Raw genomic sequence first — 24958 nt, 5'->3', positions numbered from 1 at the left:
ATGAAACCGTTATCGAAATGCAGTGATCACACGTCACGGAGACCGAATCGTGATCTTTTGCTGTGCCCTATCGCTGACTTTTCAAAGGTGAAACCAATGTCTAGGACGCATCTTTCTTCTCGGCATCCAACATGTCTCGAGTGACGATCTGGGGTTCGGCGCCGTTCCGGATCACTTCACTCGTGATGATGACCTGCGCGACGTCCTCACGTGAAGGAATATCGAACATGACGGACTGGAGAAGATCTTCCAGGATGGAGCGGAGCCCACGAGCGCCTGTCCCCCGTTCCATGGCCAATTCCGCGATTGCCCGGATCGCGTCGTCTTCGAATTCCAACTCGACGTCGTCCAGAGCGAACATGCGCTTGTACTGTTTGATCAAGGCGTTCCTCGGCTCCGTCAGAACACGGCCCAGTGTCTCGACATCGAGGCTGGACAGACTCGTGAGAACGGGAAGGCGACCGATGAATTCGGGAATCAGCCCGAACTTCAGCAGATCTTCCGGAAGGAGCTTCTGCAGGATGTCGGTTTCCTTGGAAGCCTGCTCTATGGGTGCGCCGAAACCGATCCCCTTTTTGCCGACCCTTGAACCAACGATGTCCTCGAGGCCAGCGAATGCACCAGCGACGATGAAGAGCACGTTCGTCGTATCGATTTGCAGAAATTCCTGTTGAGGATGTTTGCGTCCCCCCTGCGGAGGAACTGCGGCCACGGTGCCTTCGAGGATTTTGAGGAGTGCCTGCTGAACTCCTTCGCCGGATACGTCCCTCGTGATCGACGGATTCTCGGATTTGCGCGAGATCTTGTCGATCTCGTCGATGTAAATGATCCCCGTTTCCGCTTTCTTGACGTCGTAGTCGGCGGACTGAATCAACTTCAACAAGATGTTCTCGACGTCCTCGCCAACGTAACCGGCTTCGGTCAGGCTCGTGGCATCGGCCATCGCAAAGGGGACGTTGAGTTTCTTAGCCAAGGTTTGGGCCAAGTAGGTCTTGCCGGAACCCGTCGGTCCGACCAGAAGAATGTTCGATTTGGCCAGGTCGACGTCCTCGCCGCCCGTTGCAAGCAATGACTGACCGCTCTGCGGCTGCCCCGAGTCCTTCGCCTGAATGCGCTTGTAGTGATTGTAAACAGCCACCGAAAGGGCCTTCTTGGCAGGTTCCTGGCCGATCACGAATTCTTGCAGATACTCGAAGATCTCTCGGGGGCGAGGCAATTCCATCGAAGTGATCTCAGAGACTTCGGCAAGCTCTTCTTCGATGATTTCATTGCATAACTCGATGCATTCGTCGCAGATGTACACGCCAGGTCCCGCGATGAGCTTGCGCACCTGCTTCTGCGACTTTCCGCAGAAAGAACATTTAAGCAGGTCCGTGCTCTCACCGATTCTCGACATGCTGGCTCCTCATCTCTGAAGGTCTTGCGTGGAAGCCACGTGACGGGTATCCGTACATCATGGATGGCTCGCACTCACTAGGCTACAGGTTGACAACGTCCTGGGCATTATTCGCGCCACTTCAGTGCCTCGAAAATCGGCCCATGACCACCGCGTTCATACGCCTGAGAGGACCAGGTGTCTATGCCGGGAAGCGTTGAGGGGAGGGTCCTGACAGACGACGACGCCGTCCAGTTCGTTAGTATCGAACCGGACGGCGTCCTTTGAGAATCAGCCGAGATCAGTCCTGCGTATTGATCTGCGGCTTGTTGATCTTGCGAGACTCGAGGACCTGGTCAATGAGTCCGTACTCGTGCGCGTCCTTCGCGGTAAGGATCTTGTCCCGCTCGATGTCCTTGTTGATCGTCTTGGAATCCTTGCCCGAGTGCAGAGCGAGGGTATCCTCCAACCAGGTGCGCATCCGCATGACTTCGTTGGCGTGGATCTCGATATCCGATGCCTGGCCCCCTTGCTGGCCTGCCAGTGCGGGCTGGTGAATCAGGACCCTGGCATTCGGCAGTGCCAGACGCTTGCCCGGAGTACCCGCGGCCAACAGGACCGAGGCGGCCGAAGCAGCCTGACCCAAGCAGACCGTCTGGATCTCGGGTCGAATGTATTGCATCGTGTCGTAAATCGCCGTCATCGCCGTGAATGAGCCGCCGGGCGAATTGATGTACATCGTGATGTCACGGTCCGGATCCTGGGCTTCGAGCACGAGCAGCTGAGCCATAATGTCGTCGGCGCTCGCATCGTCAACCTGGACGCCCAGGAAAATGATGCGGTCTTCGAAAAGCTTCGCGTAGGGGTCCTGGCGTTTGTAACCGTAGGGAGTCCGCTCTTCGAAGCTCGGAAGAACGTATCGGTTGGAAGGCATCTCGACGCCGGTTGCCGCGGCGCCCTGAGCATGCGGTGAATTGAAGTTCATGTGTCTGTTTCTCCTGAAAAGTCTGTGCCTTGATCGCCTTGGGCCCGTGGCCCACGCGGTCTTACTTCTCGTCCTTGAGCGTTCCCCCGCCGCCGGAGACCGAACCGGCGCTCTGGGCGATGTGATCGAAGAACCCGTATTCGAGCCCTTCGTCCGCGGTGAACCAGTTGTCGCGGTCGTTGTCTTCCAGGATCTGCTCCACGGACTTGCCGGTTTGCTCCGCCGTCAATTCTGAAAGACGACGCTTCATCGACAGAATCAACTCAGCCTGGGTGCGGATATCCGAAGCAGTACCGCCGATGCCGCCGGAAGGCTGGTGCATGAGGATCCGTGCGTTGGGGGTCGCGTAGCGCTTTCCTCGAGTGCCCGAGGAAAGGAGGAACTGCCCCATTGATGCGGCCATACCTGTCGCGATGGTCACCACATCGTTCGGGATGAGCTGCATGGTGTCATAAATCGCCATCCCTGCCGTGATCGAGCCACCCGGGGAGTTGATGTAAAGGTAGATATCCGCTTTGGGATCTTCCGCAGACAAAAGAAGCATCTGCGAGCAGATCAGATTCGCGTTGTCGTCGCGTACCTCGGAGCCCAACCAAATGATGCGTTCCTTGAGCAACCGGTTGTAGACATGCTCGTCCTGGCCGTTGCCCGTCTCGCGACTCATGACGGGCTGATTATTCGCCGCGCCCTGTCGGGTACCCGCGTCGTATGGAAGGTTATGAGCCATAATGCTTCTGACCTCTCTCGATGTCTTGGAGTTACTCCGGACCCTGACATTTCAAGGCGCCGGGTCACTTGTTCTGCCTTCGAGACTAGTAGGCGAATTCCCTCCTCGCCCGGGTTAGCACCAATAGTTCGCTGATGGCGTGCCGTGCCCTCCCCGTCGGGCCACGTTTTCGCTCATAGCACCACTCACGTTGCGTTCCTGCGGTCATATTGCAGGTACGACGAAGGGGGCGAAGACCGGTTCCCCGGTCTTCACCCCCTTCGTCGTACCTGTTGCGCTCGAGTGCGAGCGAATCAACTATGCTTCGGTGGACTCGACGTCTTTCTCGGCTTCGACGGTCTCTCCATCGCCCTGCGGCTTGATGTACGAGGACAGGTCGACCGAGTTACCTTCAGAGTCCACGACCTCGGCCTTCTCCAGAACGCTGGCAAGCGCCTTGGAGCGACGAACCTCGCCGACCATCATTCCGGCCTGACCGGAAGAATCCAGCATTTGCGCGAACTGGTTGGGGTCCATGCCGTACTGCGAGGACATTGAGATGATGTAGTCGATCAGTTCGGACTGTTCGACGCCGACTTCTTCCTTGTCCGCGATGGCATCCAGAATGACTTCGTTGCGGAAGGCGCGTTCGGTGTTCTCGCGAACCTCGGCACGGTGCTCTTCGGAGTCGTGGTCTGCTTCGGCGTTCGGATTATTGAAGTGCTGCTCGATCTGGTCTTCGATGACCTTCTCGGGAACCGGAACCTCGATGAGCTCGACCAACTTGTCCAAAACCTTGTCGCGAGCGGTATTGCCCTGCTCCACGACCTTGGCCTGGGCAGCCTGGTTCTTGAGGTCTTCCTTCAGCTCGTCGATCGTGTCGAATTCCGAAGCGAGCTGCGCGAAGTCGTCGTCGGCCTCGGGCAATTCGCGTTCCTTGACCGCGGTGACCTTGACCTTGACGGTAGCTTCCTCGCCCGAGTGCTCTCCGCCGGCCAACTTGGTCTCAAAGGTGGCGTCCTCGCCAGCGGACAAACCGGTGATGGCTTCGTCGAGACCATCAAGCATGGTGCCCGCACCCACCTGGTAGGAAAGGTCATTCGCGGCGTCGACTTCCTCGTCACCGATCATCGCGTTGAGGTCCAGCGTCACGAAGTCGTCCTGAGCGGCGGGGCGCTCAACCGACTTGAGGGTCCCGAAACGACCGCGCAGCTCGTCGAGGGCCTTCTGCTCGTCCTCGGCAGTGACCTCCACGGCGTCGACCTCGACCTTGATGTCGGAGTACTCGGGGAGCTCAACCTCCGGGCGAACGACAACCTCGATCGAGACAGAGACATCCGCCTCGCGGTCCTGTTCTTCCGGCTTGTTCTGAACGGCGACCTCAGGCTGAGCCAAAGGAGTCAGCTCGTTCTCGGACAAGGCCTCCTGGTAAAAGCCGTTGAGGCCTTCGTTCAGTGCGTTCTCCACCACAAAGTCAAACCCGACGCGCTGCTCGATGAGCTGGTTGGGGATCTTGCCCTTACGGAAGCCAGGCATCTGGATCTGCTCGGCCAGTTCCTTGTAAGTCTTGGTGAGAAACGGCTTGAATTCCTCGAAAGGAACATCAACCTGGATCTTTGCCAGGGTCGGATTCAGTTTCTCGACGGCGGTCTTCACTTCCGTTGATCTCCTACGATTCGGGGTCAGGAACCGTCCCGCTGTCTGCGGGACAGTATGTCGAATACCTCTGATTTTCAGGTGTCAGAGTCACATCGTGACCTCACGAATACTGAGCCACTAGGGCCGGCATTCGTCGGTCCAAATGTTCCAACGTCGGGGCGACAGGACTCGAACCTGCGATCTCCTGCTCCCAAAGCAGGCGCGCTAGCCACTGCGCTACGCCCCGTAAGGCATACGCTAGTTTATGCGTGAATGCCCCAATGTGCGAATCTTTCCTGCGACACGGTCCGTGATCGATTTGACGAACGGTCCAAAGGTGCGGTTATATTGTCGAGGCCCACCCCGGGGATGTAGCTCAATGGTAGAGCCTCAGTCTTCCAAACTGATTACGCGGGTTCGATTCCCGTCATCCCCTCTCTGGTCAATCCGCCTCCGAGAATTCGGAGGCGGATTTGTTTAAAGCCGATCATCTGAACACCGCTTTCGACGTCCTGATTCGTCTCCATCTCTCCGCTCTTCACGGCGTGAGTCGGCGACTCAGGCTTGGCAGACCGTGCACCAATAGAGCTTTCGGCCTGACATTTCCTCCATCACGATGGTTTCTCCTCCACACACCCGGCACGTGTAACCGGCACGCGCATAGACATAATTCGCGTGGGTCGGCCATGCCTCGGTGGACGAGATGCCCGGTCGATGTTCGGGCGCCGTCGTGACGATGCGCCCCAATTCGACGCCCGCCCGCATAAGCTTGACGTTGTCACGCCACAGCATCGCCGTGGTCTCCTCCGAGAGTTGATGGGAGATCACGTGCGGATTGAGACCGGCCCGGAAAAGAGATTCGGCACGAAAGATGTTCCCTATGCCCGCGATGACTTTCTGATCCATCAACACCGCCCCAATGGGCCGCGACGTCTTGGAACAGGAACGGTAGAAAGGTTCGGGGTCAGCTCCGTGGTCGAGCGGGTCAGGACCCAGAGTCTTGCGAAGTTCCACGACACCGGTTGGTTCCAGAACTCGGCACGTCGTCGCTCCTACCAGATCGGCCCACCCGTTGCCGGACTCCAGCCGAACTCGGGTCGTAGGTTTCGGTGCAGGAGGCCCCGAATATTCGGAAGCCGGATCGTCAGATACCCCGATGGTCTCGCTTTCACCCATTTTTCGCGGTGCGCCGATGGAGGAGGCCGCACGGAATCCGGCGTCCCCACCGAAGGTCCACGCCCCGTACATGCCCAAATGCACGTTGAGCGTCAGCTGGTTGTCGAACTCCAGAAAGAAATGCTTGCCGTGAGCGTACGACTCGACGGCCGTGGCACCATCCAGTAATGCGGCCCCTTGCGCGAACCTTCCCTGAGGGCTCGAAGCCCTCAGAGGCTGCCCTACGAATGCATCGTGAAATCGCTGGGCGACACGATGTATCGAATGCCCTTCAGGCACGACCTCTCCCCCTGGCGTTGACGAATTGCGTGCGCCGAGACTCGAATTCAGTCATCGGTATCGAGGTGTTTGCCCTCGATGTGACCGGTGTTTTCGAACTCTTCCATCTGACCGATCCGGCGGACGTGTCGTTCTTCGCCGGGGAAACTCTGGGCCAAGAAGACCTTGATGATGTCCAAGGCTTCTTCTTTCTCGTGCTGACGGCCCCCGACGGCAACGACGTGCGCATTATTGTGCTCACGGGCAAGTGCCGCAGTTTCATGGTTCCATGCCAACGCCGCACGGATCCCCGGAACCTTGTTTGCCGCCATTTGCTCGCCGTTGCCGGAACCACCGAGGACGACACCCAGGGAATCGATTCCGTTTTCCCGGTCCTTCCGTACCGCGAGAGCCGCATTGATGCAGAAGGCCGGATAATCGTCCTGCGGATCGTACCCCTGTGGGCCGTGATCGACCATGTCATAACCAAGTTCAGTGAGTGATTCGATGAGGTAGCGGCTCAGGTCGAGCCCCGCATGGTCAGTGGCAATATGAACGCGCACGTCTTATCCCGTCCTCGTAGATTAAGCGATGAAATCGTGTGGCGCGTTCAAGCCTACCGGCTCCTGTAATAACCTGAGAGGCAGACCGAATTCTCATTGAAAGGTGGCCCACATGCCGGGACTCAATCTGACGCGCCAGGAAGCAGCCGAACGCGCAGAGGTCGTGACAAAGGTTCGTGCCTACCGCGTTGACCTGGACCTGACTGCTTCGGAGACATATTTCCCCTCGACCACCACCGTTGAATTCGAAGCCGTACCGGGTTCTTCGACCTTTATCGATGCCATTACGGAACGGGTCCACTCCGTGACCCTGAACGGTCAAGAGCTGGATCCGGCGGAAGTCTCGGACGGTGTCCGAATTGCTCTGCCGGACCTGGCGGAGATCAATCACCTGACCGTCGTCGCCGACGCCGCTTACACCAATACCGGCGAGGGTCTTCACCGTTTCGTGGACCCCGTCGACGGAGAAGTGTATTTGTACTCCCAGTTCGAGGTCCCGGATTCCCGCCGCGTCTTCGCTGTTTTCGAACAACCCGATTTGAAGGCAGAGTTCACGTTCACCGTGAAGGCCCCCACGGCCTGGAACGTCATTTCGAATCAGCCGGTGGCCCAACGCGAGGAGGGTTCCGAGGCCGACATATGGTCCTTCCAACCCACTCCGCGTATTTCCTCATACATCACAGCGCTCGTGGCCGGTCCGTACTCGAAGGTGTCCGATGCTCTGACCACCACTGACGGCCGGACCATCTCTCTGGATATTTACGCGCGCAGATCCTTGATCGAGTACCTGGACCATGAAGAGATCTTCACGCTGACCAAACAAGGCTTCGAATTCTACGAGCGTCAGTTCGGGGTTCCCTACCCCTTCGACAAATACGATCAGCTCTTCGTCCCCGAGTTCAACGCAGGGGCCATGGAAAACGCTGGCTGCGTCACGATCCTCGAGGACTACATTTTCCGTTCAAAGACCACCGATGCCATGATCGAACGGCGAGCCATCACGGTTCTGCACGAGCTGGCACACATGTGGTTCGGCGATCTCGTGACCATGAAGTGGTGGAATGACCTGTGGCTCAACGAATCGTTCGCGGAGTTCATGTCACACCTGAGCGCCGCGGAAAACACCCGATTCACGCATGCCTGGACAACATTCTCCGCGATGGAGAAGACATGGGCGTACCGCCAGGATCAGTTGCCTTCGACGCACCCGATCGTCGCGGACATCAAGGACCTTCATGACGTCCAGGTGAATTTTGACGGCATCACGTATGCCAAGGGCGCTTCGGTACTTCGCCAACTGGTCGCTTGGGTCGGCCAGGAAGAATTCATGAAGGCCCTGAATGCGTACTTCTCCAAACACTCATGGGGAAACGCAACGCTGGCCGATCTTATGGTCGAGCTGGAGGCCACGTCCGGGCGGGAATTGCAATCCTGGTCCCGAGCCTGGCTGGAGACCGCAGGTGTCAATACGTTGACCCCGTCGGTCGAGGTCAACGAAGACGGAATGATCACCCTTTTGGAGGTCATCCAGACCGCGCCCAATGAGTACCCGACGCTCCGTCCGCACCGCATGACGGCCGGTTTCTACGATTTCATCGACGGGAAGCTGGTTCGTGTGCACGGCGTCGAGTTCGACGTCGACGGCGAACGGACGGAAATTCCGGATACGGCGGGGCGCCAGCGTCCAGCACTCATACTGCTCAACGACGAAGACCTCGCGTATGCCAAAGTTCGTCTCGACGACGCATCGTTCGACACCGCCAAGACTCATCTTCGGGACTTCGAGGAGTCCCTGCCCCGAGCAGTCGTGTGGGGTGCGGCGTGGAATGGCACGCGTGACGGGCAGATTCCGGCACGACACTTCGTCGACTTGTTGTTGGACAATATCGGCGCCGAGACGGATTCCACCACGATCCTGACGCAGCTTCGCAATCTCGCGACGACCCTGCGCATGTATGTCCGGCCCGATGCCCAGGAAGAGACTCGGGAGAAAGCAGCCTCCAAGCTGTGGGAAATCTCCCAGTCGGCTCCCGAGGGTTCCGATCAACAATTGCAATTCGTACAGGCCTTCGCCTCCCATGCGACGAGTGACGAACAGCTTGACACCGTCGAATCGCTGCTGGCCGGTTCGACCCGGCTGCCCGGGCTGGCCATCGACAAGGACCTCGCATGGAAGCTGCTGACTGCGCTCGTGGCCGCTGGCCGCAAGGGCCTTTCTGATATCGACTCCGCCGCCGAGTCAGACAAGACGTCGACCGGGGCCCAGCGTGCCGCCCAGGCGCGGGCAGCAATACCGACGCACGAAGCCAAGGAGAAGGTTTGGGAGCTCGTGGTCGAAAGCCACGATCTTCCGAACGTCATCCAGCGCTCCGCGATCGCAGGATTCAACACGACCACAAGGGACTCCTTGATCAGGCCCTTCGTGTCCCGGTACTTTGCGTCGATCGAAAAACTGTGGAGGGAGCTGTCCCACGAAATCTCGCAGCAGATCGTCACCGGTCTCTTTCCGCAGATCGTAGACCGCGATGTTCTCGACGCTGCGGAAGAATTCCTGGTTCAGTTGGGCGAGGGCAAAGATTCCCTCAGGCGCCAGGTCATGGAAGGTCGGGACTCCATTGAACGCGCGCTGCGCGTCCAGTCAGCCGATGTGATTTCCTAAGCGATCTTGGGACTTCTCGGCAGCCGGGCTCGTCAGTAGAATGATTTTTCTATGACGAGTCCGGCTTCTTCTGCACCCAGTCCGTACGAACAGATCGGCGGGCACGACGCTTTCCACAAACTGACCACGGAATTCTACGACCGTGTAGCTGCGGATCCGGACTTTCGGGCGCTATACCCCGAAGAAGATCTGGAGCCCGCGCGCGAACGGCTCGAGATGTTCCTGGAACAATATTTCGGCGGGCCCACGACTTATAGTCGACGCAGGGGCCACCCACGTTTGAGGATGCGTCATGCGCCGTTCGAAATCGACTCATGGGCACGGGAAACCTGGTTGAAGTTCATGCGCGAATCGCTTGACACCTTGGATCTTCCACCCATGCTCGATGGCATGATGTGGGATTATTTCGACCGGGCGGCCAGAGCCATGACCAATACCCCTGGCTAACCGGGCCCCGTCCCGGCCGCGTGCTCCGAACTACAGGTTGCTCCCCGGGCGGGAGAGTATGTGACCGCTTTCATTGGATATGCGGTGCCATGGTCCGCACGTGTAGACATCGAAGCCCTTGACCGATTCATTGAATCCCAACACTGTAGCCCCGAAGGCCGCACCTGAGACCATGTCGAACGACGTCGCCGTCCCCCAGATTCGGGCTCGAACGGTGCTGACGACGGCTCCACCGGGGTTCGAGGGCAATGCTTGTTCGACTGCAGACATTCCGTCACGCGCTATGGTTTCCACGGTTTCCGAGTCCAGATGTCCTTGACGTATCCAGCCGGAGGACGGAGGTACTATTCCGGACCACGGTGCATGGACCGTCGTTGGCGGAATCTCGATCATGCCGCCCGTTTTGTCGATCCGAGCAAGCCGATCAAGCACTGCCGCAGCTTCAACAGTGACATCTATCTCCGACGGTTCCGACAGATGCAAAGCGCGCATCCCGAGAACAGTCGGAACCTGTTCGAGAAGAGTTTCCGCGCTCATGACGGGGACCCATACGGCCACGACGGACCCATGGGCTTGAAGCCTCACGGCCGATGACGAATCGATGGACCTTACCCGGGACAACAGGGTCGCAAGATCCTTGGCTTCCCGGAGGTCGGCGAATTTCAGTGGTGCGGAAGAGGACGGTGTGGGCATGATTTCACGATCGACGGGGACTTTTGTATCCATTATGTCCTTCCTCGCCCGAGCCGACATCGTCGGCACGTTCGCTTTGCCCCTTATGACACAGGATTCGACTGGCTCTAAGATCGATGGGTGAGTACTTTCCACGATTCCCAGATTCCTGCGGAGGATTTCGATCCGACCCGCTCTCTGTTGAGTATGCTCGACCTCGAGCCGAATACTCCGTTACGGACCACGGAGGATATATTCGTCGGCTACACCGTCAGCCCGGAAACGCCACGGGTTTTCGGCGGTCAGGTATTCGCTCAGTCCGTCATGGCGGCCAGCCGAACGGTGGATCCCGACCGACCGATCCACTCGATGCACGGATACTTTCTGCGCCCGGGAGATGTCACCAAGCCCATCACCTTTGGCGTAGAGCGCATGCGGGACGGAAGGTCATTCTCAGCTCGCCGTATTCACGCTTATCAAGACGGGAAAGTCATTCTCTCGTCTATCGCGTCGTTCCAAACACACGCACCGGGGATTGAGCATCAGGAGCCGATGCCGACCGACATCCCGGAGCCCGAGAGTCTGCGCAGTCCCAAGGAACTCTGGGGGCACCTGGACCATCCCCTGGCCCGCCGCGTGGTCCACGGTCGGCCTTTCGAGATTCGCTACATTACGGACCCGATCTATTTGAAGCCTTCCGAGTCTCGGGAACCGGTCAATGCGGTGTGGTTCAAAACCCATGGGGCTTTACCTGATGACCCGTTGATCCATCGCGCGGCGATCGCTTACGCCTCGGATTACACCCCCATGGATCCGATCCTCCGGGGCCATGGAAAAACGTGGCAGGACCCAGGTCTGACCATGGCGTCTCTGGACCACGCGATTTGGTGGCACCGTCAGGCACGGGCCGACGAGTGGTTGCTGTATGTCCAGAACTCCCCTAATGCATCGAATTCACGCGGGCTGTCCTGCGGACGAATTTTCAACAGGGAAGGCCTTCTGGTAGCCACGACCACTCAAGAGGCCATGGTCCGCGTCCGTGAAGACGGCGCGGATTCGTGATGCGAGGTCACGCCTTATGAGCCTGCACCGGTAACGACGACGGCCGCTCCCCTATGAGGGTGAGCGGCCGTCGTCGTTACTGAGGTCTCTAGTCGCGTGTGAGGCGACGATGAGTCAGGCGATGGGGTCGAGCAGCGTCGGGCCCCAACCTTTCGACCTTATTTTCTTCATAAGATTCGAAGTTGCCTTCGAACCAGTACCATTTGTCCGGTTCTTCCTCGGTGCCTTCCCAAGCAAGGATGTGAGTGGCCACGCGGTCGAGGAACCAACGGTCGTGAGAGACGACCACGGCACAGCCCGGGAAATCAAGGAGTGCATTCTCGAGCGATGCGAGAGTTTCCACGTCGAGGTCGTTGGTCGGCTCGTCGAGGAGAAGAAGATTTCCACCCTGTTTAAGCGTCAACGCGAGGTTCAGTCGGTTGCGCTCACCACCGGAGAGGACGCCCGCTTTCTTCTGCTGGTCCGGCCCTTTGAATCCGAAAGCCGAAACGTAAGCTCGCGAAGGCATTTCGACTTGACCAACCTGGATGTAGTCGAGGCCGTCCGAGACGACTTCCCAGAGCGATTTCTCGGAATCGATGTTGGCTCGGTTCTGATCGACGTAGGCGATTTTGACGGAGTCGCCGATTTTCAGATTTCCACCGTCCAACGGCTCCAAACCAACGATCGTCTTGAACAGTGTGGACTTGCCCACGCCGTTCGGCCCGATCACGCCTACGATGCCGTTGCGCGGCAACGAGAACGACAGATCTTTGATGAGGCTTCTGTCTCCGAAGCCCTTTTGCAAGTCCTCGGCTTCGATGACCAGATTGCCCAGCCGGGGTCCCGGAGGTATCTGGATTTCCTCGAAGTCGAGTTTGCGGGTTTTCTCGGCTTCTGCCGCCATCTCTTCGTATCGCGCGAGGCGAGCCTTCGATTTGGTTTGACGACCCTTAGAACTCGAACGAACCCAGTCGAGTTCGTCCGCCAGGCGCTTGGCGAGCTTGGCGTCCTTCCTGCCCTGGACTTCCATGCGTTTGCGCTTGGTCTCGAGGTAGGTGGAGTAATTGCCTTCGTATCCGTACAGGCGTCCGCGCTCCACCTCGCAGATCCACTCGGCGACGTGGTCCAAGAAGTAGCGATCGTGGGTTACTGCGAGGACGGCGCCCTCGTAGGACGAAAGGTGCTGTTCGAGCCAGAGCACGGACTCGGCATCGAGGTGGTTGGTGGGCTCATCGAGCAAGAGAAGATCCGGCTTCTGCAAAAGCAGTTTGCACAGTGCAACACGACGGCGCTCGCCACCGGAGAGCTTACTGACTTCCGCGTCGCCGGGCGGGCAACGCAGGGCGTCCATAGCCTGTTCCAGTTGGCTATCCAGGTCCCAGGCGTTGGCCGCGTCGATGTCGCCTTGCAACTTGCCCATTTCTTCCATGAGCGCGTCGAAATCGGCGTCCGGGTTGGCCATCTCTTCCGAGATCTGGTTGTAGCGATCAAGTTTTTCCTTGATCACTCCAACACCTTCCTCGACGTTGCCAAGAACGGTTTTCTCCTCGTTGAGGGGCGGTTCCTGCAACAGGATGCCCACGGAGTAACCGGGGCTCAGTCGTGCTTCACCGTTAGACGGTTCATCCAGACCAGCCATGATCTTGAGGATGGTGGACTTACCGGCGCCGTTGGGGCCGACGACGCCGATTTTGGCGCCTGGGTAGAACGACATGGTGACGTCGTCCAGGATGACCTTGTCGCCCACCTTCTTGCGGGCTTTAGACATCGTGTAAATAAATTCAGCCATATGGACAAGGCTACTATGTTTGCCTAGCCCGTGTAGGCATGCCCAATCATGCAACGTCCGGTGCTGAGCGCAGGCGCGCCGACGGCGGTCACCGTCCGATCAGCCCGAACATCGACCATGACGCATTGCTCGTGGGTTTTGACCGCCGCGTCCACGTTGTCCACGTTCAACCCCGTGGGCGTGCTGTCCTGGCCGGTCTCCACATCGTCGCCGCTCCGCCCGCTCTGTATGATCGCCTCGCGAACGCGGGCTTCGGTCACGTCGCCATCGGATAACGCGGCCTCAACGGCTTCCTTGATCTTGGCTGCATCTACTTGGACCTGGTCATCGGAGCTTGTCGCGCCGGATACTTCTCCGACTGGCGTCTGCGGTTCTGCCCCGGCCGTGGAACACCCGGAAATACCGCCGACCAGCCCGAAAGCGACCAGTACGATCGGCCATTGTCTCCGTGATGATCTTTGACCCTTGCCCACATAAACCCCCGTTCGCATCCACGTGACGACGAAACGCCCATGTCCGACGTCGACGTCATAATACTTCCACCGTCGTTCTCATACCGAGCGATCCTCCCTTCGGACCGATGGATCCCAGCTGGAAGGCCGAGCACTACGAAGAAACGAATAGTTGGCGTTCGACACTCGCGGCTTGGGCGGTCGCCCCGTTGTCTCGCTCACCCTCCGCACCACCTATCCCGCCACATGTCAACCGTCCAGGGCTTTGCGCGGCGCTTTCGGCGGAATCTTGAGATTCTGGGAGGTTCCCCCATGAACCGCGGACCTTGTTTGAGGTGCCCGACGTGATCTCCCCTTGCCTGCTCCGGCTTCCTCCAGCGCGAACAAATGTCGAGGTGCCGAAAGCCAGATCGAGGCCCACAGACCGTGCTTCGATGTCCACGCTCGTCCGTTTTTCCCGATGCGCCGTTTCCCAATTCCGGATTTTGAGTTTTCCCTGCACCAGTAACGGCTGGCCAACGTCCACGCTGGCGGCAACGTTGGTGCCCAACGAACGAAACGAATTCACGGTGAACCAGTTGGTGTGGCCCACGGTCCAATCGCCTGTTTTGCCGTCGAACCAACGCGCCGTGGAAGCCAGACGAAATGAGCACACGGCGGTCCCGTTGGGGAGCGTTCGCAGGTCCGGTTTCGTGGCGACGAAGCCGCGAATAGTCACGTAGTCAGTCATATCGGATCCTCCAGTCCATTCGGTCCACGTCGCGAGCTACGCGATCGCACGTCCTGGAAAGAGCTTGCCTCAGAATCTCGCCGCGCCTCCGGTCCGTTCCTCGATAAGGCGTGTGTTTGTGGATAACTCGCCCACGCCAACGACGGTTTGCTCTGTTTGGGAGGACTCACGTGGGCACTCGGTTCAGGACACCAAATTTCCATATTGAACAGCAGAATGGTGCATTTCGACTCAAAAACTAACAATCTGTTCTCATTTTAGGAATTTCGGACCCATATTGCTGTTCTATATCGTCTTATGCGAGCCGTTCGACCGCGATCCGGATAAGGAGTGCCCCGTTGACCCAGCGCGTTGTGAGCGAAGCAAACCCGAGCGTGGAGGGAGATCATCCACAGAGCCGTGCCTGTTCAGGGGATGCCCGGCCCCACCAAGCCCCACAACAGATAGTCCTGGTACGTCCGCATCGATTCGCGCCCAACCCCTTCACGGAGTTGGACAACCGTTTCCAAAGCCGGCCCGCCCAGGACCCAAGTCAAGTGGCACGCCTTGCTTTCGAGGAAGTCACTTGCCTTGCCGGGAAACTAGAAGAACTGGGCCTCGGCGTCGCGGTCTTTGAGGACCTTACGAACGAAACTCCGGACAGTGTCTTCCCCAACAACTGGTTCAGCACGCATGATGACGGAACCATCGTCCTCTACCCCATGCATGCCCCCAACAGGCGCGCCGAACGGCGCGAGGACGTTCTCGCCCACCTGCGAAAAAGCGGAGTAGTTCGACGCGTCGTCGATTACAGCGCTGCCGAATCCGAGGGGCAGTATTTAGAGGGAACCGGAGCCATGGTCCTCGACCATGTCCATCGGCTTGCCTACGTGTGCCGCTCCCAGAGGGCCTCGGATCGATTGCTCGACAGGTTCTGCTCGGATCTGGGTTTTCAGCCGGTGGTTTTCGACGCCCTCGACGCCCGAGGCGTACCCGTTTACCACACCAACGTTTTGATGTCCGTTGGAACCCACATGGCCCTCATCGGGGCAAGTATGATCCGCGATCCCAGGCAACGAGCCATGGTTCTCGACAGTCTGCAATCGACAGGCCGTCAGGTTATAGAGCTCGAAGAATCTCAGATCCAGAGATTTGCAGGCAATTGCTTGGAAGTATCTGCCGTCGGCGGACCGACGCTCGTCCTCTCCACGACGGCCGCCTCGAGCCTGACGCCGCAACAACGCAGGGCGATTTCCGCCCACGCGAATCTCGAGCCGGTCGATGTATCAATGATCGAGTCGGCAGGTGGTTCGGTTCGTTGCATGATGGCGGGCAACCATTTGCCTCCACGACTAGCAAAGCCCTAGTCGCCCGAATACGACGTTTCAACCAGTGGTGCGCGTTCCCGCAAATTTGCTCAAATTTCCTAGCTGACCAGGGCAAACAGGTGCCTATACTCGGCACATGAACGAATTCCCAGAATCCATCCCGCAGAATGGACCGATCTTCCCCTACACGGTCGGCGATACTTTTGCCGGTGCAACCATCACCTCGGCATTGAAGCGCGGAGGACACGTTGCCATCGAACTAGAAGATGGCAGACAAGGAACCTACACCGACCAGTCGAATATGCTCGGAGCATGGAAGCTGGTCTCCCAGAGCCGATCCAGCGACTCGTGAATCTGCTCGAGCAGCCCACCCGGTCCCGACTCACAAAAAGGAACCCCGCCATAGGCGGGCACATGGCCCGATATGGCGGGGTTTTTCGTGCCCCAGGAGGGAGTCGAACCCCCGACCAAGAGATTAGAAGGCTCCTGCTCTATCCACTGAGCTACTGAGGCGTGGCCAAGTTGACCTCGTCTAGATTACCGCGCAAGGCCGTGGCTCTCCACTCCGCGATGCTAAACGATTGCGCTGACCCTGCGTTCCCGCCGAAAAACGCGCCGGGTCGATGGATCGATGAACATGATGTACAGCCCGTACATCAGAGCAACAACGGCCGCGACGAGACGACCCATGTTCACGTCCAAGCTCAGATAAGGGAAGACATCCAATTGATCGGACACGGCCCACATCATGAAAAAGAGCGTGGTCAAAAGGAAGAAATCGACGTGCCAATCCGAGCGGATTCCCGTGGCAGCAAAAAATGGGATGAGCCAAACCACGTACCAGGCCTGAATCATGGGGTTGAGCATGACGACAAGCGTCAAAGCGATCGTGATGCGCCGAATCAATTTCTCGTCCCGTCCCACGAATGCGAGAATCGCGGCGCCGAGCACGCCCACCATTTGGCCGATCTTCTGCACGAAGGATTGGAGGTCCCCACCGGGTAAGCCCACGGAGTCGCCCCACAAGCGAACCAAGAAGCTGAACAGCCCGACCGGGGCGTACCAGATCCACACGCCGCCCGTCGTCGAAAGCGCTCCGACCCAATCGAAGCCGAACCCATTCGCGAGACCCATGAGCCACAGTTCCAGAAGCGCGATCCCTGCGGTGAGGAACCAGTATACGAATTTCCTGGGCCACGAAGCACCGCGGCCAGCCCAGAGCAGGCCGATGAACGGGAGGATCAGCAACGCTATCGGCTTGACCGCAACCGCGATGGTCGTGAGTGTGATTCCACCCAGCCCGCCGGCGGTATTCCTCCATCGAGCAGAGACATACACCGCGGCCATCATCAGACCGATCATCAAGGCATCATTGTGCGCGGAGACCACGAAATGCACCAAGAACATTGGGTTCGCCAAGCACAGCCAGCAGGCCCTCGTAGGATTGACGCCGTGGAGCTTGGCGAGTTTGGGAAGAAAATAGGCGATCAGGGCCACGCCTATGAGCGCCACTCCGCGGAATAGATAGAAAGCGATGTCCGGAGAATCGCCGGCGACTTGTACTACCAATCCTTCTATCCACAGAAAGACGGGACCATACGGCGGAGGGGACTGACTCCACAATTGATCTGCGCCGTTTTGCAGGAAGTTGTTGACCGAGGAGACTCCGGCTTCATACGGGTTCAGACCCGACTGGTAGAGACGCCCCTGAGCGAAATAAGAGTAAACATCGCGGCTGAACAGCGGGAATGCGACCATCAACGGGATAGACCAAGAGATGATCGCCGCAGTGACCCATTTCTTGGCCGTTTTCTGCGCCCAATCGACCTTCTGGCTCAATCGCATCCATTCGCGCGTCAGGGCCATGGCGCCGATGGAGGTGACGACAATGCACAGAACTACCGCGCCATCGGTATACCTCAGCGAGATAATCCACGGTTGAAGCCGTAGGGAGGAGATGGGTGCGAGCCACCCAATACCGAATGATCCGAACATCAGCAGGAGGGAACCGATCGTTCCCATAATGATGGTGCGGAGCGGGCTCCGTTGCACGAACCGGGGTTCCCTGGTGCGTCGCCTCCGAAGCATCGCGCTGTGGCTCAAGCTTCCCCCTGCAGATATCTCGTGGCCTGAAGTCCGCCAGAACTGGGGCGAGACTCCGTTCGATTTTACAGACACAGAAGGGAACGCGCCGACCCTTAGGCGAGGAAGGGACCGCGAGGTAGGTTTGAAGGGTGTCTAAAACGAATGAACGAATAGTATGGATCGACTGCGAGATGACCGGCTTGGACCTGGAGCGCGACGCCCTGATTGAGGTCGCGGTCCTGATCACGGACGCAGAATTGAACATTCTGGACGACGGCCTGGACGTTCTAATCAAACCGGAGCCTGAAGCCTTGGCTCAGATGAATGATTTCGTACGGAACATGCACACCACCTCGGGTCTCCTCGACGAACTCGACGAAGGCCTGTCCATGTCCGAGGCCGAAGACTTGGTTCTGGCGCACATCAAAAAATATGTGCCGGAAGCCGGAAAAGCCCAATTGGGCGGAAATTCGATAGGAACTGACAAGACGTTCCTCTCGCGGGACATGCCGCGCGTCATCGAGCATCTGCACTACCGAGTTGTCGACGTCTCGACGGTCAAGGAGCTCTCCCGCCGCTGGTACCCACGGGCTTATTACCAGGCCCCGGCCAAAACAGGGAATCACCGCGCCCTGGGAGACATCAAGGATTCGATCGTCGAGCTTCAGTACTATCGCGAAGCCGTGTTCGTGCCCCAACCGGGTCCGAACTCCGACGAGGCACGGGACATCTCGCGACGTTTCTCCCCTGCTTCCTCCGACGGGAATTCAGGCGAATAGCCCACGGATTCTACGAGTCGTGACGCTTATCACTCCAGTGACGTGGCGTCGAATTGGCTCCGTCGGCGCCGCTCATGTAAGCTCTAATTCGTTGTCCGATCGCAGGTTGTCAGCCGCGAAGGACATCGCATCTTGGTGGGCGTAGCTCAGTCGGCAGAGCGCCTGGTTGTGGTCCAGGAGGTCGCGGGTTCAACCCCCGTCGCTCACCCCAAGTACGAGGCCCGAATGTTGCCGCAGGATTCCCTGGACGCAAGCATTCGGGCCTCGTTTTCTGTATACCGTAACGGAACTCTCGGCCGGTCTCACTCCGCCTCGTCTGCACCACCGATTCCTCTGGCTTCCAACGCATCCCCGACCTGGTCCGCGTGCTGGAGCGTCAACACCAGAACCGGCATGACCCACGCCCAAGGAGCAATCCGGGCCCCTCGAGCCTTCTGTGCGTCCCGGACTTCGCGGATGATCCCGCCCAATTGGTTGACCGAGGTTAAGGTCAGGGCCATGGCCAATCCGACCCGTTCCGGGTTGATTCCAAGACGCCGGAAGGGTCCGAGTACGCGTTCACAGGTTTCGATCATGCCTTGCACGGGAGTCGTGCGCGTGACCACCTGAGCCAGCATGATCACCGAAATCACCCGGACCGTATTACGGACCGCTTCCAAGGGCTCAAGGAAAACGGCCTGTGTCACGGCCAGAAAGGCAACCAACACGACAAGTCCTCTCAGATCGCGCAGAAACAGCCCTATACCCAAGCCTGCGAGCGCGTAGCCCGCGGGCGCTATGGCAATACATACGCCGATGGTCCACCAGGTCGCGGGGGCCAAGGAGAGCGCCAGAGCGAAGAGCGCAAAGAGCAACAGCTTGACGCCTGCCGGGAGGCGGTGGACGAAGCTGTATCCCGGGTAGTAGAGCGAGATCATGCCAAGACCCGTTCGTAGGTTTCGATGACTTCGGCCGGCTCGCCTTGTGCTGCGAGTTTTCCGTCGGCGATGAGAATTGCCTGGTCGCAGCGACGGGCGAGGTCCAGGTCGTGAGTTACCAAGAGAACTTGTGGGGCCGCCGGCTCGAGGAGGCGACGCGCGATGATTCTGCGGTGCCGTGCATCCAAGAGGCTTGTGGGTTCGTCGGCAATGACGAGATCCGGTTCCCCCACGAGCACCGAGCACAGAGCGAGGCGTTGCATCTGTCCGCTGGAGAGAGCGTGGCAGGGCCGTTCGGCGAGGTCCTCGAGTTCGTGCAGTCGGATGGCTTCCTCGACCTTGGCCGCGGTCTCTTCCCGGGTGAGCCTGCGTCCGCGCAACGTGAGAGCTATGTCTTCGCGAACCGTGGGCATGATGGTTTGCGCTCCCGGATTGGCGAAGACGAAGCCCACTGCGCGCCGTAGCCGTTTGACGTTCTTGACGGAATCGATCCCGTTCACCGTCACATAACCGGAGGAAGGACGCACAAGCCCCGCTATTGCTTTGGTCAGTGTCGACTTGCCGGAGCCGTTCTCGCCGATAATCGCAATGCGAGGCGCCTCCAGAGTTGTGGTGACTCCGTCCAGCAGGACGGTGTGCCCCTCGGGTCCGTCCGCCTCGACGCGCAAATTCTCAATGCTGATGCTCATTCCACGTACTCCAGAATCATTGTTGCGCCCATCCCTCCGCCAATGGCGCAGGTTGTCAGCCCCAGGGAACCAGGTCCTTCATGTCTGAGTCGGTGCAGGAGTCTCACGAGGCTCACTGCTCCGGATGCGCCCCATGGATGACCCAAAGCCAGAGCGCCGCCCCACGAGTTGACTCGTGGGTCGATCTCTCCATGATGGCTCATCCCCAGAGCGTCGAGTACCGCGAGAGCTTGCGCCGCGAATGCCTCGACGACCTCGATGGCCTGCAGATCGTCGATCCTCAGGCCTGCTCTGTCCAGGGCCTCACGGGTTGCTGCTACCGGTACGATCCCGGGAAGAGACGGGTCTCCCCCGGTCATTGTCGAGGCCAGGACCTTCCAGTGGGGGCCGGTGATACTGTCCTGGGTTGTCACGACGACGCCCGCTGCACCGTCCGAAATGCGCGCGGTGGTGCCTGGGGTGACCGTGGCACTCGGCGCGTCGGAAACAGGTGAAAAGCGTCGGAGGGCGTTGCTCCCGAGGCGCCGCGGACCATCGTCAATAATCGTTGTACCGGCCGGGTCCCGGGCCACGGAGACCGTCTCTGCTCGGAGGAAAGACTTCGCTCCTAAGGAAAGCTCGTGACTGCGCTCCGCAAAGGATTCTTGGCTTTCGCGTGAGATGCCCTTCAGGTGGGCCAGCTCGTCGGCGGCTTCGATCATGTCCGGATCGGGGAATCCGCGGGGCGCAAAACGTGCCCGTGCAAACGGAACTCCGTGGTGCGAACGCGTCGGAGCGGTCGACGCGGATTCGGCTCCGCCGGCGATCATGGTCGCTCTTGTGGCCGCGACGTGATGCATGGCCTGTTGGACGGCGGCCAAACCAGAACCGCACTGAGCGTCGATACCCCAACCTATGCACTCTTGGCCGAACCCCGCAGCCAATGCCGCATTCCGTCCGAGGTTGCCCCCTGGGCCGGTGCAATTGCCGAGTATCACACCGACTGGGCGCTGGCCGGTTGTCGTTGCCAATTCTGCCAAGACCATGGCGGCCAATTCTTCGACACCGTAGTCCGCGAGCGCGCGTGATCGACCGGTGATGGGGGTCCGGAGCCCGGCTGTTATGGCAATGTTCTGCATGGGATTCCTTGTAGTAGCCGTTCGCAGGGCTATGGATTACCAGCTAACGGTGTGTTCAGCGAAGCGCCTGGAATTCTTCGGGCGAGAGTCGCCGGATTTTGCCGACCCCTGTTCGAGGCAGGTATTCGCATGTTTTCCATAGCCTGGGAAGCTGAGCTGGGGTCAGATGACGCCGGGCCATGTCTTGAATGGACGTCAATGGTGGCGGGCTCTCTATCCGGTTCGTCTCGATGGCCGCGGCCACCAGATGCCCGGCACGCCCGTTGGGGATGCCGAGTACGAGTGAGGCGGATACTCCCGGCATCGAGTTGAGCACATCTTCGACCTCGGCGGGTATGACGGTGGCTCCCGCCGTGAGAATGGCGTCATCGTCACGACCGTGAAGCTCCAGCAGACCATCGTTGAGTCTTGCCCTGTCTCCGACTGTTGCCCATGGCCCGTCGGCTCTGAGGCCACTACCGGTGCCCAGTACGGCAAGTGCGCGTTGACTTGTCCGGACCCAGAGGATGCCGTCCCGGATTTCAAGATCTACACCGGGGAAGGCACGGAGACCATCCCCGGCGTCGGCGGCCACCAGGGACAGCTCTGCTGCGCCAAAGTAGCTCACGACGTGCAGTCCGTGGTCCTCGGCTCTAACCCTGAGCGGCGCAGGCAGTCTGTCTCCTCCGACGATCGCGGACTTCAGAGCCGTCGGGTGGCCGGCGTCGAGGAGGTCGACTACGTCTCGCAGGTGCCACGGGGTGCCGTGCATGACCGTGGTTTGGGCGATGTCATCGGGAACGATTCGGCGCGTCCTCGGAACGTGGAAGCGGAACCCTGTGAATTCTGCGTGGGACGCAGCATAGGTAGCCATGGACGAGACCGGGTGGACGGGGATCAGCATCAGGTCCTCTGAACCGATCTTCGCCAATCGGTTCAGACCCGGATATGAGATATCCCAAGAGTGTTGGGTTCTCACGACGATGCGTGGTTCCCCTGTAGTGCCGGACGTCAGGGCGGCCCACGCTGCCTGGCTCGGAACTCTTGCTTCGGAAGCCCTCTTGACCAAAGAATTCCATCGAGCTTCGCTCCAGCGCTCGTCACCGACGAGAGGGACGCCTCCCTTGCGCCGGATGGACAGCGCTTCTCGCAGAACGTGTCCGTGATCCCGCCCCTTCACGACGCGGATACGATGCGGGGAAATGTCGCCGTCCGTTGGTGTCACTTCTGGAATGCTCTCGGGTAGGCCTTCCAGAGCCCCATGGTCACGAGAGTGGCGATAACGACCTTGATGAGATCGCCGGGGAGGAAAAGCAGCGATGCCGTAGCGGTCTGGGCCAAGGACATTCCGGTCACGGCCGCCTGCACGGGTATTCCGACTGCGTAGAGCGAGATCATGCCTCCGAGGATGCAGCCAACAGATACTTTAACCCATGTGGGGCGCCCATTTCCTGCTCGCACGACGACGCCGACCACAGCCGCTCCCAGGATCCACGCAACGAGATAGCCGGCGCTCGGGCCGACGAATGCGCCCAAGCCGCCGCGCCCTCCAGAGAGCAATGGCAATCCCAAGGCGACGAGCGCCAAGAACAGCGTCATGGACAATGCGCCCCGCCATGGACCGAGAACAGCACCGGCAAGCATGACGCCTAACGTTTGTGCCGTAATCGGGACCAACCCGGGAAGCGGGATGTTTCCTGGCATCCCCAGGACCCCGACCAGGGCCGCGAAAACCGCAATGTAGGCGATTGAATGTGCAGCCGAGGCGGGCGCCGCAGGAGTGGCCGTCGGGGTGTCACGGGATACTGAACTCACTGTCTGCTCCATTTCTTTCACGGACGCCGTGGGCCCATGAGACCGTGAAGGGCCAGTCGAATCCGACTGTCGGATTTTGAACAGTGTTCAGATTAGCCGAGAAGTGCACAATTTTCCGCATTGATGTCTTATGGGTTCGTCAGCTTTCGGATTCGAGCATGAACGGATCGCCCGTAGGCGAGGTCGCGTCCTTGTTTTCCACAGTCACACCGAATGCCGCTACGTCACGAAGGTCCTGGTCCGTCATGGTGGTCATTTCACCGCCCGAAGCCGAGTCGGAGGTCTCTCCGGAATTCAGGGCTCCCTTGCCGATGACCTGATGATCTTTGTCCATGAGCCACATCATGTAGACCTTGCCCTCGGGCAGTTTCGGGAGATCATTCGTCGCGACTCCCGCCATGTTGTGCGAGGCGGAATACATCACGGAAATATTCGCGCCATCCATATTTCCCTTGGCCAACGAAAGATCGGAGGCCGCGGAGAGCTGGCCAATAACCGACGTCGACGAACTCGACTGGGCTTGCGCCGCGGAGAGTTCGGATCGGGTCGCATCGAGCTGACGCTTCTGATCCATTCCCCAGACCCCTGCGAAGACTGCCAGTCCAGCACAGGCCGCGGCCACAACACCGGAGGCAACATTCCAACGGATGCGGGCTTTGAGGCGGTTCGGAGGCAGTTGGTTGAGAGACTTCCCATCGGCCGGGCCCGAAGAGTCATGCTCCGAAACGACCGGGAAGACTCTCGACGGGTAGTCCTCCTCGAGAGTGTCCACTCCTCCAGCTGCGTGCCGAGGGACGCGATTCAGCTGTGGAGTCGCCTGAATCTGACGCATCACCCGTTCCTTGAGGGCCGCGGGCGGCTGTTCTGCCGGAATCGACTGGCCCAGGGCAGCGCCCACCTGACTCCATTGATCCGCCAGTTCTTTCTGCTCCCGAGAGGCCTCGGCCTCGAATCTTTTCTGCTCCTCGGGCTCCAGAGCGTCGAGCGCATATGCAGCGACGGCGTCCTCCAAAGGATTTTCAACTCGCTTCATATTCGCCTCCCAACTCGGACCGTAGCCGCTTCAATCCCTGTCTCATTCTCGTTTTCACCGTGCCCAGCGGTATCTCCAACATTGTGGCGATCTTGCTCTGGGACAAGCCGCCAAAGTACGCCAATGTCATCACCTCTACCTGGGTTTGCGGTACACGCGAGAGGGCCGCGTGAACGGATTCGCTCTCGAGGCTCTGCTGGACGGTGGACTCGACGTGCTCATACGTTTCCCTGAACTCGGTTTTCCCCGTGCGCATCTCCCGATCCCAGGCCGACTGTGTCGCACGGACCCTGTCCACCGCCCGGCGATGGGCAATCACCGTGACCCAGGATCCCACCGCGCCGCGGGAAGGATCGTATTGAGGAGCTTTCTGCCACACCTCGAGGAAGACTTCCTGGGTGACTTCCTCGGCGTGGGAACGGTTGCGCAGAATGCGCTGGACGAGACCATAAATCCGAGGAACCAGCAGGTCGTACAAGCGCTCAAAACAGTTCTGGTTGCCCCTCGAGGCACAGCCCATCAAGGCTTCGAGCAGATCGTGCTCGCTTTCCGAGGCCCTGACGGCTTCCGCCACTTCAGGATCCCGGGGCTCTTCGTCCGTGGCACGGAAGCTTCGGGCCATAATCACCATTGTCATTCCGCCGGCCTGTAGACCGGGCTCGAAACCACCTAGTTTTCCAGAGGCGGTCTTGCGCTGAGTGATCACACGTCAGATGATCCGACGGTGAGATGGACACCGCAA

Annotated in this window: 24 protein-coding genes and 4 tRNA genes; 8 read left to right on the top strand and 20 right to left on the bottom strand. The window is 59.3% G+C overall.

The features are described 5' to 3' along the window. Positions 1–100 precede the first annotated feature (100 nt). From clpX to sake_RS06040, 5 genes are all read right to left on the bottom strand, one after another. Positions 101–1396, bottom strand: coding sequence for an ATP-dependent Clp protease ATP-binding subunit ClpX (clpX, locus tag sake_RS06060; RefSeq protein ID WP_129359748.1), 1296 nt, complete (start codon positions 1394–1396; stop codon positions 101–103). 280 nt (positions 1397–1676) lie between these two features. Further along, positions 1677–2360: an ATP-dependent Clp protease proteolytic subunit gene (locus sake_RS06055; RefSeq protein ID WP_129359749.1), complete on the bottom strand. Its 684-nt coding sequence runs from the start codon at positions 2358–2360 to the stop codon at positions 1677–1679. Between the two features lie 61 nt (positions 2361–2421). Then, positions 2422–3024, bottom strand: a complete 603-nt coding sequence (locus sake_RS06050; protein ID WP_178946288.1) for an ATP-dependent Clp protease proteolytic subunit — start codon at positions 3022–3024, stop codon at positions 2422–2424. A 360-nt stretch (positions 3025–3384) separates the two neighbouring features. Beyond that, positions 3385–4722: a trigger factor gene (tig, locus tag sake_RS06045; RefSeq protein ID WP_129359751.1), complete on the bottom strand. Its 1338-nt coding sequence runs from the start codon at positions 4720–4722 to the stop codon at positions 3385–3387. Between the two features lie 156 nt (positions 4723–4878). Next, a tRNA-Pro gene (locus tag sake_RS06040) sits at positions 4879–4951 on the bottom strand. A gap of 118 nt (positions 4952–5069) precedes the next feature. On the opposite strand from sake_RS06040, the gene sake_RS06035 reads away from it, so the two are divergent. After that, positions 5070–5140: transfer RNA gene (locus tag sake_RS06035), tRNA-Gly, on the top strand. A 122-nt stretch (positions 5141–5262) separates the two neighbouring features. On the opposite strand, the gene sake_RS06030 is transcribed toward sake_RS06035, so the two are convergent. Continuing rightward, positions 5263–6159, bottom strand: coding sequence for an Fpg/Nei family DNA glycosylase (locus tag sake_RS06030; protein WP_178945617.1), 897 nt, complete (start codon positions 6157–6159; stop codon positions 5263–5265). Between the two features lie 47 nt (positions 6160–6206). After that, complete coding sequence (locus sake_RS06025) at positions 6207–6701, bottom strand: ribose-5-phosphate isomerase (protein ID WP_129359753.1); 495 nt, start codon at positions 6699–6701, stop codon at positions 6207–6209. A gap of 112 nt (positions 6702–6813) precedes the next feature. On the opposite strand from sake_RS06025, the gene pepN reads away from it, so the two are divergent. Then, positions 6814–9360, top strand: coding sequence for an aminopeptidase N (gene pepN / locus sake_RS06020; RefSeq protein ID WP_178945616.1), 2547 nt, complete (start codon positions 6814–6816; stop codon positions 9358–9360). Between the two features lie 51 nt (positions 9361–9411). After that, positions 9412–9807 (top strand): globin, encoded by a 396-nt coding sequence (locus tag sake_RS06015; protein ID WP_178945615.1) that lies wholly within the window; start codon positions 9412–9414, stop codon positions 9805–9807. 30 nt (positions 9808–9837) lie between these two features. Here sake_RS06015 and sake_RS06010 read toward each other — a convergent pair whose 3' ends face one another. Then, positions 9838–10533, bottom strand: coding sequence for a hypothetical protein (locus tag sake_RS06010; RefSeq protein WP_178945614.1), 696 nt, complete (start codon positions 10531–10533; stop codon positions 9838–9840). A 153-nt stretch (positions 10534–10686) separates the two neighbouring features. On the opposite strand from sake_RS06010, the gene sake_RS06005 reads away from it, so the two are divergent. Next, positions 10687–11541: an acyl-CoA thioesterase II gene (locus sake_RS06005; protein ID WP_129360145.1), complete on the top strand. Its 855-nt coding sequence runs from the start codon at positions 10687–10689 to the stop codon at positions 11539–11541. An 88-nt stretch (positions 11542–11629) separates the two neighbouring features. On the opposite strand, the gene ettA is transcribed toward sake_RS06005, so the two are convergent. The 3 genes from ettA to sake_RS05990 all read right to left on the bottom strand — a co-directional run bounded on the left by ettA (position 11630) and on the right by sake_RS05990 (position 14494). Then, complete coding sequence (ettA, locus tag sake_RS06000; protein ID WP_178945613.1) at positions 11630–13312, bottom strand: energy-dependent translational throttle protein EttA; 1683 nt, start codon at positions 13310–13312, stop codon at positions 11630–11632. A 23-nt stretch (positions 13313–13335) separates the two neighbouring features. After that, positions 13336–13785, bottom strand: a complete 450-nt coding sequence (locus sake_RS05995) for a hypothetical protein (RefSeq protein ID WP_129359758.1) — start codon at positions 13783–13785, stop codon at positions 13336–13338. A gap of 133 nt (positions 13786–13918) precedes the next feature. Then, positions 13919–14494 (bottom strand): single-stranded DNA-binding protein, encoded by a 576-nt coding sequence (locus tag sake_RS05990; protein WP_178945612.1) that lies wholly within the window; start codon positions 14492–14494, stop codon positions 13919–13921. Positions 14495–14847: 353 nt separating this feature from the next. Here sake_RS05990 and ctlX point away from each other — a divergent pair, with 353 nt between their 5' ends. Both ctlX and sake_RS05980 read left to right on the top strand, forming a co-directional pair. Beyond that, positions 14848–15840, top strand: coding sequence for a citrulline utilization hydrolase CtlX (gene ctlX / locus sake_RS05985; protein WP_371811977.1), 993 nt, complete (start codon positions 14848–14850; stop codon positions 15838–15840). A 97-nt stretch (positions 15841–15937) separates the two neighbouring features. Then, a complete protein-coding gene (locus sake_RS05980) occupies positions 15938–16153 on the top strand; it encodes a hypothetical protein (RefSeq protein ID WP_178945611.1) in 216 nt (71 codons plus the stop codon). 88 nt (positions 16154–16241) lie between these two features. On the opposite strand, the gene sake_RS05975 is transcribed toward sake_RS05980, so the two are convergent. Beyond that, a tRNA-Arg gene (locus tag sake_RS05975) sits at positions 16242–16314 on the bottom strand. Between the two features lie 60 nt (positions 16315–16374). Next, a complete protein-coding gene (gene mptB / locus sake_RS05970) occupies positions 16375–17853 on the bottom strand; it encodes a polyprenol phosphomannose-dependent alpha 1,6 mannosyltransferase MptB (protein WP_129359769.1) in 1479 nt (492 codons plus the stop codon). Between the two features lie 182 nt (positions 17854–18035). Between mptB and orn the strand changes: the two genes are divergently transcribed. Together orn and sake_RS05960 are read left to right on the top strand one after the other, a co-directional pair. Continuing rightward, the gene (gene orn / locus sake_RS05965) at positions 18036–18665 is read left to right on the top strand and encodes an oligoribonuclease (RefSeq protein ID WP_129359770.1); all 630 of its coding nucleotides are present in this window, start codon (positions 18036–18038) and stop codon (positions 18663–18665) included. 135 nt (positions 18666–18800) lie between these two features. After that, positions 18801–18876: transfer RNA gene (locus sake_RS05960), tRNA-His, on the top strand. Positions 18877–18967: 91 nt separating this feature from the next. Here sake_RS05960 and sake_RS05955 read toward each other — a convergent pair. The 7 genes from sake_RS05955 to sake_RS05925 form a co-directional block, all read right to left on the bottom strand. Further along, positions 18968–19582, bottom strand: a complete 615-nt coding sequence (locus sake_RS05955) for an energy-coupling factor transporter transmembrane protein EcfT (protein WP_178945610.1) — start codon at positions 19580–19582, stop codon at positions 18968–18970. After that, entirely contained in the window at positions 19579–20271 is a 693-nt protein-coding gene (locus tag sake_RS05950; protein ID WP_129359778.1) for an energy-coupling factor ABC transporter ATP-binding protein, read from the bottom strand. Before sake_RS05950 ends, sake_RS05955 begins: the two co-directional genes overlap by 4 nt. After that, positions 20268–21389, bottom strand: a complete 1122-nt coding sequence (locus sake_RS05945) for a thiolase family protein (protein WP_178945609.1) — start codon at positions 21387–21389, stop codon at positions 20268–20270. Before sake_RS05945 ends, sake_RS05950 begins: the two co-directional genes overlap by 4 nt. 55 nt (positions 21390–21444) lie before the next feature. Next, complete coding sequence (locus sake_RS05940) at positions 21445–22593, bottom strand: AMP-binding protein (RefSeq protein WP_178945608.1); 1149 nt, start codon at positions 22591–22593, stop codon at positions 21445–21447. Further along, on the bottom strand, positions 22590–23183 hold the full coding sequence (locus tag sake_RS05935; protein WP_371811957.1) for a biotin transporter BioY: 594 nt from the start codon (positions 23181–23183) through the stop codon (positions 22590–22592). Before sake_RS05935 ends, sake_RS05940 begins: the two co-directional genes overlap by 4 nt. Positions 23184–23322: 139 nt before the next feature. Beyond that, positions 23323–24216: an anti-sigma factor domain-containing protein gene (locus sake_RS05930; RefSeq protein ID WP_129359781.1), complete on the bottom strand. Its 894-nt coding sequence runs from the start codon at positions 24214–24216 to the stop codon at positions 23323–23325. Beyond that, a complete protein-coding gene (locus sake_RS05925; protein WP_238147617.1) occupies positions 24203–24922 on the bottom strand; it encodes a sigma-70 family RNA polymerase sigma factor in 720 nt (239 codons plus the stop codon). Before sake_RS05925 ends, sake_RS05930 begins: the two co-directional genes overlap by 14 nt. Between the last annotated feature and the right edge of the window lie 36 nt (positions 24923–24958).

The organism is Kocuria sp. TGY1127_2, assembly GCF_013394385.1.
GTDB lineage: Bacteria > Actinomycetota > Actinomycetes > Actinomycetales > Micrococcaceae > Rothia.
Note: the sequence above shows the minus strand (reverse complement) of the source record. Positions and strands in the feature narration are given on the sequence as shown.

Bases quoted from the DNA above. Each gene is read 5' to 3' on its own strand.
- clpX (WP_129359748.1), bottom strand. From the start codon at position 1,396: ATGTCGAGAATCGGTGAGAGCACGGACCTGCTTAAATGTTCTTTCTGC.
- sake_RS06055 (WP_129359749.1), bottom strand. From the start codon at position 2,360: ATGAACTTCAATTCACCGCATGCTCAGGGCGCCGCGGCAACCGGCGTC.
- sake_RS06050 (WP_178946288.1), bottom strand. From the start codon at position 3,024: ATGAGTCGCGAGACGGGCAACGGCCAGGACGAGCATGTCTACAACCGG.
- pepN (WP_178945616.1), top strand. From the start codon at position 6,814: ATGCCGGGACTCAATCTGACGCGCCAGGAAGCAGCCGAACGCGCAGAG.
- sake_RS06015 (WP_178945615.1), top strand. From the start codon at position 9,412: ATGACGAGTCCGGCTTCTTCTGCACCCAGTCCGTACGAACAGATCGGC.
- sake_RS06010 (WP_178945614.1), bottom strand. From the start codon at position 10,533: ATGGATACAAAAGTCCCCGTCGATCGTGAAATCATGCCCACACCGTCC.
- sake_RS06005 (WP_129360145.1), top strand. From the start codon at position 10,687: ATGCTCGACCTCGAGCCGAATACTCCGTTACGGACCACGGAGGATATA.
- ettA (WP_178945613.1), bottom strand. From the start codon at position 13,312: ATGGCTGAATTTATTTACACGATGTCTAAAGCCCGCAAGAAGGTGGGC.
- sake_RS05990 (WP_178945612.1), bottom strand. From the start codon at position 14,494: ATGACTGACTACGTGACTATTCGCGGCTTCGTCGCCACGAAACCGGAC.
- sake_RS05980 (WP_178945611.1), top strand. From the start codon at position 15,938: ATGAACGAATTCCCAGAATCCATCCCGCAGAATGGACCGATCTTCCCC.
- sake_RS05955 (WP_178945610.1), bottom strand. From the start codon at position 19,582: ATGATCTCGCTCTACTACCCGGGATACAGCTTCGTCCACCGCCTCCCG.
- sake_RS05950 (WP_129359778.1), bottom strand. From the start codon at position 20,271: ATGAGCATCAGCATTGAGAATTTGCGCGTCGAGGCGGACGGACCCGAG.
- sake_RS05945 (WP_178945609.1), bottom strand. From the start codon at position 21,389: ATGCAGAACATTGCCATAACAGCCGGGCTCCGGACCCCCATCACCGGT.
- sake_RS05930 (WP_129359781.1), bottom strand. From the start codon at position 24,216: ATGAAGCGAGTTGAAAATCCTTTGGAGGACGCCGTCGCTGCATATGCG.